This is a genomic window from Novosphingobium flavum (assembly GCF_014230315.1).
In the GTDB taxonomy this organism is placed as follows: domain Bacteria; phylum Pseudomonadota; class Alphaproteobacteria; order Sphingomonadales; family Sphingomonadaceae; genus Novosphingobium; species Novosphingobium flavum.
In genome coordinates this window covers 220,017-236,198 of the sequence record NZ_JACLAW010000004.1, presented here as the reverse complement: position 1 = coordinate 236,198, position 16,182 = coordinate 220,017, and the positions used below count along the sequence as shown (strand labels likewise).

The window sequence follows — 16,182 nt, the reverse complement described above, 5'->3', positions numbered from 1 at the left end:
CGTCAATCCGGCAGGGCGGCCACGAAGGCGCGCACGACGTGAGCCGAATTGACCGAGGCGAGATGCTCGAAGGTGTCCTCCATGTTCTGGTGTTTGTCGCCCCCGGCGAGGTCCGACAGGCTGCGGAAGACGATGGCGGGAACCATGTTGGAATAGGCCACCTGCATCACCGCGGCGCTTTCCATGTCGAGCACGCGCGCGTCCCATGCCTTGTGGAGGTAGACGCGAAACTCGGCATTGTCGGCGAAGATGCCGGCCGTGACCCCCGTGCCGCCGACTTCGAGCCGGGGTTCGCGCGGTAGGCACAAGGCCGATCCGGGCAGCATCTTCTCGCTCGGCGGCACGCAGCGTTCGAGCCGGGTGCCCGGCACGACCGTGCGGGCGAGCGCGAGAAGCCCGGGATCGACCGGGATGCGAAACATGCGCTTCGGCGCCGCCTGCGCATTGCCGACCACCGTGCCGCGCGGGAAGATGAAGAACCAGTTGGCCGGAGCCTCCTCCGCGCGCTTTTCCGGCGTGCCCCAGCCGGACTTCGTCTTGCGGGCAAAGGCGGCTTCCAAATACTGGCCCCAGTCTTCCGGCACGACCACGTCGCCGATGGAGAGCTTGGGATCGACGCCCCCGGCAATGCCGGAAAAGACGATCCGCTTGACCGTGAAGCGGTCCAGCACGAGCTGGGTGTTCATCGCCGCGTTGACCACGCTGACCCCGCTCTGCATCAACACCACCGGCTTGCCTTCCAGTTCGCCGGTCAGGAAGGTCAGGCCGTTGACCTTGTGCTCGACCGGGTTGTGGATGGTCTGGACCAGCGCGTTCCATTCCGGACGGAAGGCGGTCATCACCACGGTGCGCGGGGTGGGATCGAGCGGGGCGGCCTGCACCGCGTCAGGCAGGACCAGCGCAGCGAGCGCGAGGGCAAGGCGGCGGATCATGCTGCGGCCATCCAGGCGAAACGGACGACGAACAGGCCCGCGAGGGTGAACAGGAACCAGTCGGCCTTGCTCGCCTGCCCCTTGATCAGTTTGAGCAGGGCATGGGCGGTGATGCCGAAGGCGAGGCCATTGGCGATGGAGAAGGTCAGCGGGATCATCGCCACGGTCAGGAAGGCCGGGATCGCGGCCATCGGGTCTTCCCAGTTCACTTCGGTCAGCGGCAGCAGCATCAGCCCGCCGACCACGATCAGCGCCGGAGCCGTGGCCGCCAAGGGCACCAACTGGGCATAGGGCGCGACGAACATCGTGGCGAGGAACAGCAAGCCGGTGACCACGGCGCTGAGGCCCGTGCGCCCGCCCGCCTGCACGCCGGCCGCGCTCTCGACATAGCTGGTGACCGTGCTGGTCCCGGCCAAGGCGCCGACCATGGTGGCCACCGCGTCGGTCATCAGGATGCGGTTGAGCCCGGGAATGCGGCCCGCCGCGTCCATCAGTCCGGCGCGCTTTGTGACGGCGACGAGGGTGCCGATATTGTCGAACAGGTCGACGAAGAGGAAAACGAACAGGATCTCGAACAGGCCGAGCCCGTGGCTGCCGGTCAGGCCGAAGACGCCCGGCAGGTCTAGCTTGAAGGCCGTGCCGGTGAGCGCGGCAAGGCTGTACGGCTCGCTCGGCGCCGAGACTTCGCCCAGCAGCCAGCCGGCGATGGTCGTCAGCACGATGCCGATCAGCATGGCCGCGCGCACGTTCCAGACGCTGAGCGCGCCGATCACCGCAAGCCCGAACAGGGCCAGCGCCGGCCCCGGCTGGGTGACGCTGCCGAGCGAGACGAAAGTGGCCGGGTTGGCGACGACGATCCCGGCATCCTTGAGCCCGATGAAGCCGATGAACAGGCCGATCCCGCCGGCCACGGCAGCAAACAGGTGCTGCGGGATGACCGAGACGATCATCTGCCGCACGCCGGTGAGGGTGAGGACGAGGAAGGCCACGCCCGAGATGAAGACGCAGCCCAGCGCCACCGGCCAGGGGACGCCCATCTGCTGGACCACGGTGAAGCTGAAATAGGCGTTGAGACCCATGCCCGGGGCAAGCGCGAGCGGGGTGTTGGCGGCCATGCCCATCAGGATCGAGGCGAAGGCCGCAGCAAAGCAGGTGGCCGCAGCGACCGCGGCGACCGGAAGGCCCGCCTGGCCGAGGATCGCCGGGTTGACCAGCACGATATAGGCCATGGTGAGGAAAGTGGTGACCCCTGCCAGCACCTCGGTCCGGGCCGTGGTGCCGCGCTCGGTCAGTCTGAACTGGCGTTCGAGCGCGCCGGGCGGCGCCTCGCCCGCGTTGATGGCCTGGGCGTCGCTCATGTCGTTTCCCCCTCGAGAACCCCTGCCGGCGCGGTCACACCGACAATTCCGGATTGTTCCAGCCTTGCGGCAAAGCGCAAGAGTTTCGCTTCATGGCCCGGACGGCCGATCAGTTGCAGGCCGAGCGGCAGCAGCCCCGGCCGCCGCAGCGGCACGGCGAGCGACGGCAGGGCGGCGAACGTGATCGGCTGGGTATGGATGCCGAGATCGGCCCGGGCCGGGCGCTGTTCGCCGTCGATCGTGATGCGCGGATCGGCGATCGGGGGCGCCGGGCACGGCGCGGCCGGGGCCAGCAGCACGTCGAATTCGGCAAAGCGGGCGCGGACCTGCGCCATGAATTCGGCGCGGAAGGCCTGGGCGTGATTGTAGAGTTCGTCCGGCAAGAGCGCCCCGGCCAGCAGGCGGTCGCGCACCTGCGGGTCGAATTCCATCGCCTGTCCGGCCAGCGCCGCGCGGTGGAGGGCCCCGCCCTCGCGCGCGGTGATCAGGAAGGCGGCCGAGCGGGCGCGGGCGATGTCGGGCAGCTCGACCAGCGGGGCGCCGGGCGCGGCGGCGTCGATCGCGGCGAGCTGGGCCGGGTCGGCATTGTCGCGGAAGCGGCCGCCCAGGCGGGCGACGCGGATTTCCGCGCCGTCATCTCCGGGAATCGGGGCGCCGAGCAGGACTTCCCAGACCAGCGCCATGTCGGCGAGGCTGGCGGTGAAGGGGCCGATGTCGTCGAAGCTTTCGGCGAAGGGGAAGACCCCGCCCAGCGGCAGCGAGGCGTGGGCGGGCTTGAGGCCGTAGAGCCCGCAGAGGCTGGCGGGGACGCGGATCGAGCCGTTGGTGTCGGAGCCGAGGGCGAAGGGCAGGAGCCCGGCCGCCACTATTGCGGCCGAACCGCCGGAGGAACCGCCGGCGAGACGGGCGGGATCGTGGGGGTTGCGGGTGGTGCCGTGAGCCGCGTTGATCGTGGCGAAGCCGTAGGCGAATTCATCCATGTTGAGCGTGCAGGCCAGAACTGCACCGGCACTGCAAAGGCACTGCACCGCCGCTGCATCGGCCTGGGCTGGCGCGGCATCGGCAAGGAGGCGCGATCCGGCGGTGGTGGTCAGGCCGGCGACGTCGAACAGATCCTTCACGCCGAAGGGGACCCCGGCGAGCGGACCCGGGTCCTGCCCCCGCGCGACCATGGCATCGACCCGCGCGGCATCGCCGAGGGCGCGGGCGGCGAGGACGCGGGTGACGGCGACGTGGCGGTCGGCTTCCAGCGCAGTGAGGGCTTGCCCGGCGAGTGCGGTGGCGGTGATCTCCCCGGCCCTGACGGCGGCGGCGATGTGAGCGGCCTCGATCATGGCTTGCCCTCCCCCAACAGAACGCGGGCGTGGGCGGCGAGGAGATCGAGATTGGCGACCACGCCGGGGCGGCATTCCTCGGGGATCGGCAGGCCAAGCGCGCTGGCGCGGGCGAGCGCCTCGGCCTCGCCCCGTGGGGGCATGGGGACGGCGGGGGCCTGCGCATCGCCTTCGCGGCGCAGGCGCGCGGCCATCCAGGCGCAGAGGAACAGTTGCAGCTGGTGGAAGATCATCAGCGGCAGGACGACGACGCCGACCTGGGCCGGGGCGAAGAGGGCGCCGGCCATCGGCACGCCGGAGACGAGGCTCTTCTTCGAGCCGCAGAAGAACAGGACCACGGCATCGGCGCGGGGCAGGCCGAACAGGCGGGCGGCGAGCGCATTCCAGCCCATGACGAGGGTGAGGATGGCGCTGGAGGCGAGGAGCAGGACGAGGAGGTCTTCCGGGCCGACCCGGTGCCAGATCCCGTTCACCACGGCGGCGCTGAAGGCGGTATAGACCACCAGCAGGATCGAGCTGCGGTCAACCGGCTGGAGGATTGCCTTGTTGCGATCGATGAACCGGCCGATCAGCGGGCGCAGCAGGTGGCCCGCGGTGAAGGGCAGGAGCAGCTGGGTGGCGATGGTTTTGACAGAGTCCATCCCCGCCGCGCCGCCGTGCCCGCCCGCCTGCATCAGCAGGCCGACCAGCAGCGGGGTGAGGACGATGCCGAGGAGGTTGGAGAGCGAGGCGCTGCACACCGCGGCGGCGACATTGCCGCGCGCCATGGCGGTGAAGGCGATCGAGGACTGGACCGTGGAGGGCAGCAGGGTGAGAAACAGCACCCCGGCGGCCAGCAGCGGATCGATCAGCCCGCCCGCAAGCCGGACCGTGAGCAGGCCCGCGACGGGAAAGAGCAGGTAAGTCGAGGCGAGGACCAGCAGGTGGAGCCGCCAGTTGCCGATGCCCGCCATGATCGCATCACGCGAGAGCTTGGCGCCGTGGAGGAAGAACAGCAGGGCGATGGCGAGGTCTGCCGCCACGTCGAAAGCGGCGGCGACCTGCCCTTTCGCGGGCAGCAGGCTGGCCGCGAGCACGGTGCCCGCGAGCCAGACCAGAAAGGGGTCGACAGAGGGGATGCGAAGGCCGCGGACCATGGTGGAAGCGGCTATGCCCGCGCGGGGCCGGACTATCCAACGCAATGATTTACACGGATGGTTGCAAAAAATAGCGCAGGTCCGTCAACTCGCCCGGCGCGCATGGAAGTCCACCGGGTCGGCCCGGTCGAGCTGCGGCTTGAACGTATCGGCATCGGCCAGGTCCCACCAGCGGCGCAGCACCGAATGGCGGGTGCCGGCGAGCAGTTCGCCTTCTTCCACGAAGGGGTAGATCTCGTTCATCTGGCGCATTTCCGCGACGTTGATGCGCTGGCGCAAGTGGCCGGGGCGGAATTCGTCCGGCGTGTCGAGCCCGGCGGCGACGACGATGTCATGCAGGGCATCGAGCGTGGCGCGGTGATAGCGGGCGACGCGCTCGGCCTTGTCGGGCACGTAGAGGCCGCGCTGGCGCGCCGGAGACTGGGTGGCGATCCCGGTCGGGCAGGTGTCCTTGTGGCAGTTCATCGACTGGACGCAGCCCAGCGCGAACATGAAGGAGCGGGCGGCATTGCACCAGTCCGCCCCCAGCGCCGCGTTCATGGCGAGCGCCGCGCCCGAGGCGACCTTGCCCGAGGCGGCAAGCTTGACCTGCCCCTTGAGCCCGGTGCCGACGAGGGCATTGCGGGCGATCACCAGCCCTTCGCGCAGCGGCATGCCGACGCGGTCGGACAGTTCGGTCGGCGCGGCACCGGTCCCGCCCTCGGCGCCGTCGATCACGATAAAATCGAGCGTGATCCCGGTTTCGAGCATGGCCTTGACCACGGCGAACAGTTCATGCGGGAAACCGACACAGAGCTTGATCCCGACCGGCTTGCCGCCCGACAGATCGCGCATCTTCGCCGCGAATTCGACCAGCTGCTTGGGCGTGGAGAAAGCGCTGTGCGCGGGCGGCGAGATGCAGTTCACCCCTTGGGGCACGCCGCGAATCCCGGCGATCTCGGCCGTGACCTTCGGACCGGGGAGCATGCCGCCGTGGCCGGGCTTGGCGCCCTGGCTGAGCTTGATCTCGGTCATCTTCACCGCATCATGCGCGGCGCGGTCGCGGAATTTCTCGGGATCGAACTTGCCCTCGGCCGTGCGGCAGCTGAAATAGCCCGAGCCCAGTTCCCAGACGATGTCGCCGCCGTGCTTGAGGTGATAGGGCGACAGGCCGCCCTCTCCGGTGTCGTGGTAGAAGCCCCCGAGCTTGGCGCCGAGGTTGAGCGCCTCGATCGCATTGGCGCCGAGCGAGCCGAAGCTCATCGCCGAGATGTTGAAGCGCGAGGCCTGATAGGGCTTGGCGCACTGGCTGGAGCCGACATGGACGCGGGTGTCCTTCGGCGCGGAAGCATTGGGCAGGATCGAGTGGGCCAGCCACTCGTACTCGCCCGAATAGACGTCCAGCTCGGTGCCGAAGGGGTGGGAATCGACGTCGCCCTTGGCCCGGGCATAGACCAGCGCGCGCTCGTCGATGGAGAACGGGCGGCCATCGAGATCGCTTTCGACGATGTAGGAGCGCAGGAACGGGCGCAGCCATTCGAAGAACCAGCGCAGCCGGGCCGAAGCAGGGAAATTGCGGCGCAGGCTGTGCTCGGACTGGAACAGGTCGAGCAGCGACAGCGCGAGCAGGGGGAGCGTGACCGGCAGGGCCCAGACGATGTGCGGATGGTACGGGGCGATGAGCAGGGCGGCGATTGTCAGGCCGAGCGCCGACCACAGGACGAGGTTGCGGCTGAAGGGGCGGTCGGTGAATAGGGCGGCCGTTATCGTGGCTCTCGCCATCCTGCTCTCCTGATAATCTCGCGCCCCGTAGTGGCGGTACCCCGCCACGGGGGGCACCCGCAAGTGTCGAGGTTAGCCTTGCGAACCCTGCCGGGCTGGTCAATCCGGGTATCCGCAGAGTTCTGGAGGCCCCATTGGCCGGCTGAATGGGCGAAGGGTTGGAGTTTTTGGCCATGACCTCATCCCCGCCATCCCGGACTTGATGAGGGATGCGGCGTTTTCTCACCGCCGTCGCTGAAGGCAGCGGGGCCCCGGATCAAGTCCGGGGCGACGGGTATGTTGGGGGGAGCGGACGCTAATCCTTCGGGATGTTTTCGACCCGATTATTCGGCAATATGCGGAAGCGACCGCCGCCGTAACCCGACCCGCTGCCGGACATGTCAACGTCATAAATTACGCCGGTCAGCAGTGGCTTAGGTTCCACGCCTCCATGCAATCCGTCTTTGTAAACGAACGGCTTTCCCTTCAAAGGTGCGCCATAAAACACTGGAAACGGATTCAGGCATTCATCAACGGCTGTGTCTTTCCACCAAAAGGCTCCATTGGCGACCAACTGCCTGTCGTCGCTCGGAACAGGAGTTGCGCGAGCAGATTCACCGGTGGAGACATGAATGCTGCGTATACAATCTGCGCCACTCTGCGATTTTGGATCGACGATGAATGCCAGTCGACCATCAACAATGACCGCGACGACATCGTAGACGTAAGAACAGCCCCCGACCGAGAGGGCAGCTACAATCGAACACAAGATGCGAAGCATCATATATTGAGGATGCGCACAATCTGATCATGTCCGCAATGTCGGCGAAAGCGGACGGTGGGCTGCGTGATCGAATTCGTCCCTGCGCCTCAGTCCTGCACGGTGATCGAGAGAACTTCCAGCGCGTCTTCCTTGCCGGCGAAGGGGAGCCATTCGCCCGGCTCGGCGCCGATCAGGGCGCGGGCGAGCGGGGCGGAGAAGGCGATTTTCCCGGCGGCGGGATCGGCCTCGTCATCGCCGACGATGTCGAGAGTGCGCTCCTTGCCATTGTGGCGGAAGGTGACGCGGGTGCCTAATTCGACCGTTTCGCCGGAAGGCGTGGGCGCCGGCTCGGCGGTGATCTGGCGGGTCTGCCAGTAACGCAGGTCGCGCTTGGCCGCCTTGATTTCTGCCTCCTCTGCACCGGCGAGTTCGGCGAGCCGCGCTTCCAACTCGGTGACCCGCGCGCCGATCATGGCGAGGCCGCGCGCGGTGACAAGGTTGGGACCGGGAGGGATCGGGATCTCGAACTTGGGTTCGAGGTGTTCCTCGTCCCCGTCGCGCCGGAAGGCCACGCTCATGCCTGCGCGCTCCTCAAACCGCGATCGCTTCGAGGGCTTCGCTCGCCTTCAGCCAGGCTTCCTCGGCCTTTTCGAGCAGGGCCTCGGTCTCGGCCCGGCGTTTCATCAGCTCGGTCATGGTCAGCTTCGCCAGCGCGGGCTGGGCGGCCTTGGGATCGAACATGGCCTGATCGATGGCACTCAGCTGGGCGGTGAGCTTCTCCACCTCGGTCTCTGCGATTTTCGCGCGCTTGCGCAGTTCCTGCCCCTTTTCGCGGGCCTCGGCGGCGGCCTTGCGCTGGTCCTTCTTGTTGACGCCCTTTTCGGCTCCCCCACGCGCCGTGGCCGGTTCCTTGGCGAGGACGAAGGCGATGTAATCGTCGATCGAGCCGTCGAACTCCCGCGCCGTGCCGCTATCGACCAGCACCAGCCGGTCGGCGGTCATTTCCAGCATGTGGCGATCGTGGCTGACGATGACCACGGCGCCGGAATAGGCATTGAGCGCCTGGATCAGCGCCTCGCGCGCGTCGACGTCGAGGTGGTTGGTCGGCTCGTCGAGGATCAGCATGTGCGGCGCATCGCGGGTGATGAGCGCCAGCGCGAGGCGGGCGCGTTCACCGCCCGAGAGCTTGCCGACCTCGGTCGTCGCCTTGGGCCCGGCAAAGCCGAAGCGGCCGAGCTGGGCGCGCACGGCGGCGGGGGTGGCGCCCTTCATCTGCACGGTCATGTGCTGGAGCGGGGTTTCCGAGCGATCGAGCTCTTCCACCTGATACTGGGTGAAATAGCCGACCTTCATCTTGGAGCTGGCGTTCATCGCCCCGTCCATCGGCGCCAATTGGGCGGCGAGGAGGCGGGCGAGCGTTGTCTTGCCGTTGCCGTTGCGGCCGAGGAGCGCGATGCGGTCGTCCGGATCGAGCCGCAGGTTGAGGCGCTGCAGCACCGGCTTTTCGCCATAGCCGACCGAGGCGAGATCGAGCGTGATCAGCGGCGGGCGCAGCTCGGCCGGATCGGGGAAATCGAAGTGCAGCGAGGGATCGTCGATCATCTCGGCGATCGGCTGCATTTTCGCGAGCGCCTTGGCGCGCGACTGGGCCTGCTTGGCGGTGGAGGCGCGGGCCGAATTGCGGGCGACATAGTCCTGCAGCCGCTCACGCTCGGCCTGCTGCTTGGCGCGGGCCGAGGCGATCTGGGCCTGGCGCTCGGCGCGCTGGCGCTCGAACGCATCGTAGCCGCCCGGATAGAGCGTGAGCTTGCCGCCCTGGAGGTGGAGGATGTTATCGACCACGTTGTTGAGGAAATCGCGCTCGTGGCTGACCAGCAGGATCGTGGCCGGGTAGGAACGGAGGAAATCCTCGAGCCAGAGCACGGCTTCGAGATCGAGGTGGTTCGACGGTTCGTCGAGCAGCAGCAGGTCGGGCTGGGAGAACAGCAGGGCGGCCAGCGCCACGCGCATCCGCCAGCCGCCCGAGAAGCTTTCGAGCGGGCGGTGCTGGGCCTCCTCGTCGAAGCCGAGGCCGACGAGGATGCGCGCCGCGCGGCTGGGGGCGGAATGGGCCTCGATCGCAATCAGCCGCTCGTGAATTTCCGCGAGGCGGTGATGGTCGTGGTGGGTATCGTGCTCGAGCCGGTCGCTCTCGTCCAGCAGGGCGGCCCGTTCGACATCGGCGGCGAGGACGGTTTCGAACGGCGTGGCATCGCCGCCCGGCGCTTCCTGCGCGATATAGCCGAGGCGGCTGCCGCGCGGCATCGAGACATCGCCGCTGTCCGCCTCCAGCATGCCGGCGATCACCCGCACGAGGGTGGACTTGCCCGCGCCGTTGCGGCCGATCAGGCCGATCCGCCCGCGCGGGGGCAGCTTGGCCGTGGCCTCGTCGATGATGGTGCGGCCGCCGAGGCGGACGGTGATGCCGGAGATGTTGAGCATGGGGGCCGCCTAGCAGGACAGCCGGGGCAGCGAAAGGCGGCGCGTGAGGGGCGACGAGCCTTCGTTTTGGCGCTATGGGGCCCGCCATGCAGACTGCTCCGTCCGAATCCCCCGCCGCCGTGGTGGTGGCCGCGCTTTACCGTTTCGCCCGGTTCGATGACCCGGCCGCCCTGCGCGGGCCGCTGGAGCAGCTGTGCCGCGCGCAAGGCATTCGCGGCACGCTGCTGCTGGCGCGCGAAGGTATCAACGGCACGATCGCCGGGACAAGCGAGGGAATTGCCCGGGTGCTGGACCATGTCCGCGCCCTGCCCGACTGCGCCGGGCTGGACGTGAAGCTCTCTTCCGCCGCGGCCATGCCGTTTCACCGGATGAAGGTGCGCCTGAAGCGCGAGATCGTGACCATGGGCCAGCCGGACGTCGACCCGCGCGCCTCGGTCGGCACCTATGTCGAGGCGGGGGACTGGAACGCGCTGATCAGCGCTCCCGGCACGATCCTGATCGATACCCGCAACGACTATGAGGTGGAGCTGGGCACTTTCGCGGGGGCGATCGATCCGGAAACCGCCAGTTTCCGCGACTTTCCCGCGTGGTTCCGGCGCGAGCGGGAGCGGCTGCTGGGCAGCGGGAAAGCGCCCAGGGTGGCGATGTTCTGCACCGGGGGGATTCGCTGCGAGAAGTCCACCGCTTTCCTGAAGCAGGAGGGGATCGAGGAAGTCTATCACCTCAGGGGCGGAATCTTGAAGTATCTCGAGACCGTGCCCGAGGGCGAGAGCCTGTGGCAGGGCGAATGCTTCGTGTTCGACCAGCGGGTCTCGATCGGGCACGGGCTGGTGCAGGGCTCGCACGGGCTGTGCCATGCCTGCCGCCGCCCGGTGAGCGCTCAGGACTGCGCCTCGCCGCTCTATGAGGAAGGGGTTAGCTGCCCGGCCTGCCACGGCGAACGGACGGACGAGCAGCGCGCTTCCTACCGCGAGCGGCACCGGCAGGAACTGCTCGCCGCCGCGCGGGGCGTGGCCCATGTCGGCGCGGTGATCGAAACGGGCTGAGGGCTGGCATTTGCGCGGTTCGTGCCCAGATGGGGGGGGCGGACGGGAACGCTCCGGCATCCTCACGAACACCGCGCAGAAGGAACCAGCACATGTCAATCACGCCGCGATACACGACCAGCGCCACGGCCACCGGGGGCCGCGACGGCAAGGCCGAGACCGATGACGGGAGCTTCTCGGTCACGCTGGCCGTGCCGAAGGAACTGGGCGGCAACGGCGCGGGAAACAATCCCGAGCAGCTTTTCGCCTCGGGCTATGCGGCCTGTTTTCTTGGCGCGATGAAGGCCGGGGCGAGGCTAAACAAGGACCTGCCGCGCGTGCCCGACGATGCCACCGTGCAGGCGACCGTCGGCATCGGCCCGCGCAGCGACAAGGGTTTTGGCCTGACCGTGGCCCTGCTCGTCACCCTGCCCGGCGTGGACCGGGCCGCCGCCGAAGCGCTCGTGGCCGAGGCCGACACGATCTGCCCCTACAGCCATGCCGTGCGCGGAAACATCGAGGTCACCCTGACGGTCGCCTGACCGCTCAGGCTTCGGCCTCGCGCCATTCGCCGGGGGCGAGGCCCTCGACCGTCCAGTCCCCCACGGCCCAGCGCACGAGGCGGAGCGTGGGCAGGCCAACCGCCGCCGTCATCCGCCGGACCTGCCGGTTGCGGCCTTCGCGGATGGTCAGGCGCAGCCAATGGTCGGGCACCGACTTGCGGAAACGCACCGGCGGATCGCGCGGCCACAGGTCGGGGGTGTCGATCGCCTCAACCTCGGCCGGGCGGGTCGGGCCATCATTGAGCACGACGCCGCGGCGCAGCCGTTCGATGGCGGCTGGGTCGGGCGCGCCCTCGACCTGGACGAGGTAGGTCTTGGCCAGCTTGAAGCGCGGGTCGGCGATGCGGGCCTGGAGCCGGCCGTCGTCGGTCAGCAGCATGAGGCCCTCGCTGTCGCGGTCCAGCCGCCCGGCGGGATAGACGCCGGGGCACGCGATGTAGTCCGACAGGGTCTGCCGGGTGGTGGGCGAGCCCTTGTCGGTGAACTGCGAGAGCACGTCGAAAGGCTTGTTGAACAGGATCAGCGGCATCGCGTCATCTTACCCCTCGCCATCACAGCCGGCCGAAGGCGCGTTCGAGCGCGATCCCGGCGAGGTTCTGGGCGCGGCCGACATGGCGCAGGCGCAGGCGCGCGAAACCCTGCGCATCGGCGCGGAATTGCGCAAGGGCGGCGGCGAAACGGGCCCCGCGGCAGGGCGCGCGGCCCGAGGCCTGGGCCACGACCAGCGCCGAATCGCCGAGCAGGATGATGTCGCTCGCGCCAAGCTCCCGCGCCACCCGCAGGGCGTGGAGCAGGGCGAGCCATTCGGCATCGTTGTTGTCACCGTGGCCCAGCCCGCTCTCGAGCCAGACGCGCCCCCGCGCGGCGACCGCGCTCGACATCGCGCCGGGGTTGGGGCGGCAGGCGCCGTCGAACCACAGCTTGAGCGGGGCGGACGCGGCGGCGCCGCTCCGCTCAGGGCTTGCGGGCGAACCAGATGACATGGCGGGCCCCCTTGCCGTTCGGACGTTCGCGCACGACCACTTCGTCGACCGCGAAACCGGCCTTTTGCAGGCGCGCGGTGAAAGCCTTGTCCGGCTCGGCCGACCAGATCGCGAGAATCCCGCCGCGCGTGAGCGCGGCCCTGGCGGCGAGCAGGCCGTTCGGGCCGTAGAGGTGGTCATTTCCCGTGCGGGTCAGGCCGTCGGGCCCGTTATCGACATCGAGCAGGATCGCGTCATAGCCGCCGCGCGCCGCGCCGATCAGCATGGCGACATCGTCCTTGACCAGCACCACGCGCGGATCGTCGAGGCAGCCGGCGGTGAGGCCCGCCATCGGCCCGCGCGCCCAGTCGATGATCTCGGGGACCAGTTCGGCCACGGTCACCCCGGCATCGGGGCCGAGCACACCGAGCGCGGCGCGCAGGGTGAAGCCCATGCCGTAGCCGCCGATCAGGAACTGCGGGGCGGGGCGGCCGTCCAGCCGCTCGGCGGTCATCGTCGCCAGCGCCTGCTCGGAATGGCTGGCGCGCGAGCTCATCAGTTCGACTCGTTCGAGCATGATCGTATATTCGTGGCCGCGCCGCATCAGGCGCATTTCGGCGCCGCCGGGGATAAGGGCCGTGCCGACATGCTCGGGCGTGATCACCTGCTGCGCACTCCAAGCATTCGGCCCGCAAACTTCCGCGACCGATTCCGGGCGGCACGCTTCCCCGGGAAGAATGCCGCAATGCCGCGGAATGGAGCTGACCGGCTTGCACCCGTCGATGATGACTGTCGATCACGACTTCTGGCGGCCGCTCTAGCAGTATCGGCGGCGAATGCCAGTGCGGCGGGAGAGAAGCGGGCCGGGTCGGCCGATCAGGCGCAGCCGCCGACCAGCAGGTTGGCCGCCTTGGCCAGCAGGGCATTGCCCGGCGGGACTTCGCCCAGCACGGCGATCTCCCCGCCCGGCTGGCGGCGGGCGAGGATCAGGACGAATTCCTCTTCTCCCGAACCCAATTCGGCAAGCTCGCGGCGCGGGAATTCGCGCAGCCGCCTTGCCAGCGCGGCCTGAAGCTGGGGCCGGTCCGTCCGGGGCGCGCCTGGCCGGGCGCGGCGCAGGTCCCGCTCGGCCGCGACCGCGCCCTTGAGCCCGCCGGGGGCCTGCGCCAGCCATGGGGCAAGGGCGCCGCGCGCCAACCCGAGCCGGTTCGCCAAGGCGAGGACGGCGGCATATTCGGCCAGCCGGGTCTTGTCATAGTCGAACCCGAAGACGAGGCGGACCACGAGGCCCATGATCTTGCCCGGTTCGGCCACCGGGCCCTCGATCAGGCGGGCGAATTCGTCCGGTGCCGCGATCGCCCCGAGGGCGAAATCGTAAGCGCAGCCGACGGCATGGTAGAGCGCTTCGTGCGAGCGCCGTTCCGCCGCCCTGGCGAGGGCCGCCTGGTTGCGGGCGAGGACCAGCTGCCGGGCGAGCCCCGCATTGGCGGCTTCGCCGGTGCTCGGCGGCTCGGCCACCTGGCGCCCGGCCCGCGCCCGCGAGCGCTGCGGCGCAACGGCCACCTTGATGCAGGGGTCGGCCACCACAACGAACCGGGGCGGATCGGCGGGAAGCGCGACTTCCTGATCGAGCTCGAGCACCTCGAGGTCGCGAGCGCCAAGCTCGAGAATGTCTTCACCAAGGCCAACGGCGCCCGGCAGGCGCGCTTCAAGCACCGTCGGGTCGAGGGCGCCGGAAGCGAGCGGGGGGGCCGCCCTGCCCCACGTTTCGGGCGACATGGCGAGGAAGTCTACAATCTCGGTGTCGAGCAGCAGTTCGCTCGTCGGCATCCGCTCCCCGGCCCCGCTGAGGCCGCCCGGCCGCGATGAATTCATGGCGAATGTCTCCGCTTCGTGTCCGGCACCAGTGATCCGCCGGGGTGATCATCCGGGGCGATCTCCGGCAGGCCGGCGTGAAGGGACAGGATGTTCCCGGCCGGCTGGGGGTTCAAGCTGCCCATAGGGCGTAATCCGGTTGGCGCAGGCGGCGGGCCGCGCGGGACGGGGCGACCGCGCGGTGCAGCGCAACTTACACCCTAAGAGTGGGCGTCCTATCCCTATGCGACCTCCGCTGGTCACGCGGGAAATGGCACATTCGCGGCCTCGGACACCGCCGGGTGCGCTGCGGGAGCATGTGCCAGTGCCGAATGCAATTCACTCGACCCTCCTTGCCCTGCGCCATGATGAAAGCGCCACGCCGCGCTGGGCCGTGCTGGTCGCGGCCTCGGTCTTTGCCCTGACCTGCGCGGGACTGCAGGCCATCGCGCCCCGGCCGCTGGCCCCCATCGTGATGCCCGCGCCGCCCTCGGTGGGGGCGAGCGGGCTTGAGGCGAACGGGCTGGGCGCGCGCGGGCTTGGCGCCCCGGCGCTGGTTGCGCCGGCCGCCGCCGCAGGCCCGCCGCGGTCCCTGCCCCCGGACAAGCTGACGCCGGACAAGCTGGCGCCGATCGGCGACCTCGCCCAGCCGCGCCCGTTCTTCTTTTCCGGTAGCGCGAGCGCGCGGGACAGCGCCGTCACCTGCCTCGCCGCGGCGGCCTGGTACGAGGCGGGCAACGACCCGGACAGCCAGCGCTCGGTCATCCAGGTGGTACTCAACCGCCTGAAGCACCCCAGTTTCCCCAAGACGGTCTGCGGCGTGGTGCTGCAGGGATCGGAGCGGGCGAGCGGATGCCAGTTCACCTTTACCTGCGACGGCTCGCTCGGCCGCCGCCGGCCCTCGGCCCAGGCCTGGGCCATGGCGCGGCTGCGCGCCGTCGCCGCGCTCGACGGCGCGGTCGATGCCGACGTCCTGCAGGCGACGCACTACCACGCCGACTATGTCGCCCCGTGGTGGAGCCAGCAGCTCGAGCGGCTGGGCAGGGTCGGCCGCCACATCTTCTACCGCTGGCCCGGAGCCGGGGGCAAGCTGGGCGAGCGGATGCCCAAGGCACCGGCCGACGAGGCCGTGCCGGCGGCACTCATCCAGTCGTTGGCCGCCCGGTCGCTGACCGATGCCGCGAAGGCACCACTGCCGCAGAGCCCTGTGGCGGGGGGCAAGGTTCGCCCGGCCGCGCCTTACATCGCGCCGCAGCCGCTCGAGCATCCGGCCACGCTTTCGGCTGGCGGGACTTCGCTGGTGATCGCGGTCGACAGGGCCCTGCCTAGTGGCCGCTGGGCCATGGAAGCGCTGGCGCGGTGCTCTGGCCAGTCTGCCTGCCAGGTCTATGCCTATGCCGATGCGGACGAAGCCCGGCGCAATGCCGCCCTCTCCGACAAGCAGCGCGCGCGCCCGGACTTCATGCTGATCCGCGAGCGATCCTCGGGGATGACCCTCGCGCTATGGGACTGCGACAAGACTTCCCGCGCGGACAGCGCGCAGTGCCTGCCGGACGATACCAGCCAATTGCGACCCACCGCGTGAAATGGGGTGAGGCAGGGGGCCCTCTTTGGAATAGCCCCGTGCGCAATCCATACTTCCGATTAGCACGTTACGCCTTGGCGAAACTATATATATTGAATGAAATTCGGAATCATGAATTGCCAACCCTCACCATGCCTCAAATGGATGGGTAATTAAAATGACAAATTCATCCGATCGACCTTTCGATATTATAAGCGGATTACACGAATTGCTCCTACAGAACAGCAGCTCGGTCGCCCTTTCGGATTTTACCGAGGTCAGCGCAGCCATGCTCGAGGGCTACGCGAAGTTCGTCCGCGTGGGCCTGCCGGGCCAGACCGTTGCGCTGGCCATGTTGGGGGCAACGATCAATCTCTACGAAATGTTCGGAATGCGCGGCGACCTGCCCGAGATCCTGCGCGCCATGGCCAGCCGGATTGAGGCGGAAGACGAGGGCAAGCTGGCCTAGG

At 69.0% G+C, this 16,182-nt stretch carries 16 protein-coding genes; 4 read left to right on the top strand and 12 right to left on the bottom strand.

Annotated features, from left to right (window positions below; genetic code table 11):
- Window positions 1–2 precede the first annotated feature (2 nt).
- The 8 genes from H7F51_RS06910 to H7F51_RS06875 form a co-directional block, all read right to left on the bottom strand.
- Window positions 3–932 (bottom strand): 5'-methylthioadenosine/S-adenosylhomocysteine nucleosidase, encoded by a 930-nt coding sequence (locus H7F51_RS06910; RefSeq protein WP_185663498.1) that lies wholly within the window; start codon window positions 930–932, stop codon window positions 3–5.
- Entirely contained in the window at window positions 929–2,290 is a 1,362-nt protein-coding gene (locus tag H7F51_RS06905) for an NCS2 family permease (RefSeq protein ID WP_185663497.1), read from the bottom strand. Before H7F51_RS06905 ends, H7F51_RS06910 begins: the two co-directional genes overlap by 4 nt.
- Window positions 2,287–3,624: an AtzE family amidohydrolase gene (locus H7F51_RS06900; RefSeq protein WP_185663496.1), complete on the bottom strand. Its 1,338-nt coding sequence runs from the start codon at window positions 3,622–3,624 to the stop codon at window positions 2,287–2,289. The genes H7F51_RS06905 and H7F51_RS06900 overlap by 4 nt, the downstream gene beginning before the upstream one ends.
- Window positions 3,621–4,760 carry an AtzG-like protein gene (locus tag H7F51_RS06895; protein WP_185663495.1) on the bottom strand — a complete coding sequence of 380 codons (1,140 nt, stop codon included), beginning with the start codon at window positions 4,758–4,760 and terminating at the stop codon, window positions 3,621–3,623. Before H7F51_RS06895 ends, H7F51_RS06900 begins: the two co-directional genes overlap by 4 nt.
- An 84-nt stretch (window positions 4,761–4,844) precedes the next feature.
- Entirely contained in the window at window positions 4,845–6,521 is a 1,677-nt protein-coding gene (locus H7F51_RS06890; protein ID WP_185663494.1) for an FMN-binding glutamate synthase family protein, read from the bottom strand.
- 295 nt (window positions 6,522–6,816) lie between these two features.
- Window positions 6,817–7,284, bottom strand: a complete 468-nt coding sequence (locus tag H7F51_RS06885) for a hypothetical protein (protein ID WP_185663493.1) — start codon at window positions 7,282–7,284, stop codon at window positions 6,817–6,819.
- A gap of 86 nt (window positions 7,285–7,370) precedes the next feature.
- Entirely contained in the window at window positions 7,371–7,841 is a 471-nt protein-coding gene (locus H7F51_RS06880) for a GreA/GreB family elongation factor (protein ID WP_185663492.1), read from the bottom strand.
- A 13-nt stretch (window positions 7,842–7,854) separates the two neighbouring features.
- A complete protein-coding gene (locus tag H7F51_RS06875; protein WP_185663491.1) occupies window positions 7,855–9,744 on the bottom strand; it encodes an ATP-binding cassette domain-containing protein in 1,890 nt (629 codons plus the stop codon).
- An 86-nt stretch (window positions 9,745–9,830) separates the two neighbouring features.
- Between H7F51_RS06875 and trhO the strand changes: the two genes are divergently transcribed.
- Together trhO and H7F51_RS06865 are read left to right on the top strand one after the other, a co-directional pair.
- A complete protein-coding gene (trhO, locus tag H7F51_RS06870) occupies window positions 9,831–10,790 on the top strand; it encodes an oxygen-dependent tRNA uridine(34) hydroxylase TrhO (RefSeq protein ID WP_185663490.1) in 960 nt (319 codons plus the stop codon).
- A gap of 92 nt (window positions 10,791–10,882) precedes the next feature.
- Complete coding sequence (locus H7F51_RS06865; protein ID WP_185663489.1) at window positions 10,883–11,311, top strand: organic hydroperoxide resistance protein; 429 nt, start codon at window positions 10,883–10,885, stop codon at window positions 11,309–11,311.
- 4 nt (window positions 11,312–11,315) lie between these two features.
- Here the strand turns inward: H7F51_RS06865 and H7F51_RS06860 are convergent, their stop codons facing one another.
- The 4 genes from H7F51_RS06860 to H7F51_RS06845 all read right to left on the bottom strand — a co-directional run bounded on the left by H7F51_RS06860 (window position 11,316) and on the right by H7F51_RS06845 (window position 14,169).
- A complete protein-coding gene (locus tag H7F51_RS06860; RefSeq protein WP_185663488.1) occupies window positions 11,316–11,861 on the bottom strand; it encodes a pseudouridine synthase in 546 nt (181 codons plus the stop codon).
- A gap of 22 nt (window positions 11,862–11,883) precedes the next feature.
- Window positions 11,884–12,315, bottom strand: coding sequence for a reverse transcriptase-like protein (locus H7F51_RS06855; RefSeq protein ID WP_185663487.1), 432 nt, complete (start codon window positions 12,313–12,315; stop codon window positions 11,884–11,886).
- The gene (locus tag H7F51_RS06850) at window positions 12,287–12,955 is read right to left on the bottom strand and encodes a polyamine aminopropyltransferase (RefSeq protein ID WP_425491012.1); all 669 of its coding nucleotides are present in this window, start codon (window positions 12,953–12,955) and stop codon (window positions 12,287–12,289) included. The genes H7F51_RS06855 and H7F51_RS06850 overlap by 29 nt, the downstream gene beginning before the upstream one ends.
- A 215-nt stretch (window positions 12,956–13,170) precedes the next feature.
- Window positions 13,171–14,169, bottom strand: coding sequence for a hypothetical protein (locus H7F51_RS06845; protein ID WP_185663485.1), 999 nt, complete (start codon window positions 14,167–14,169; stop codon window positions 13,171–13,173).
- A 304-nt stretch (window positions 14,170–14,473) separates the two neighbouring features.
- Here H7F51_RS06845 and H7F51_RS06840 point away from each other — a divergent pair, with 304 nt between their 5' ends.
- Together H7F51_RS06840 and H7F51_RS06835 are read left to right on the top strand one after the other, a co-directional pair.
- Window positions 14,474–15,733: a cell wall hydrolase gene (locus H7F51_RS06840; protein WP_343061237.1), complete on the top strand. Its 1,260-nt coding sequence runs from the start codon at window positions 14,474–14,476 to the stop codon at window positions 15,731–15,733.
- A gap of 208 nt (window positions 15,734–15,941) precedes the next feature.
- On the top strand, window positions 15,942–16,181 hold the full coding sequence (locus H7F51_RS06835) for a hypothetical protein (RefSeq protein WP_185663484.1): 240 nt from the start codon (window positions 15,942–15,944) through the stop codon (window positions 16,179–16,181).
- Window position 16,182 lies beyond the last annotated feature (1 nt).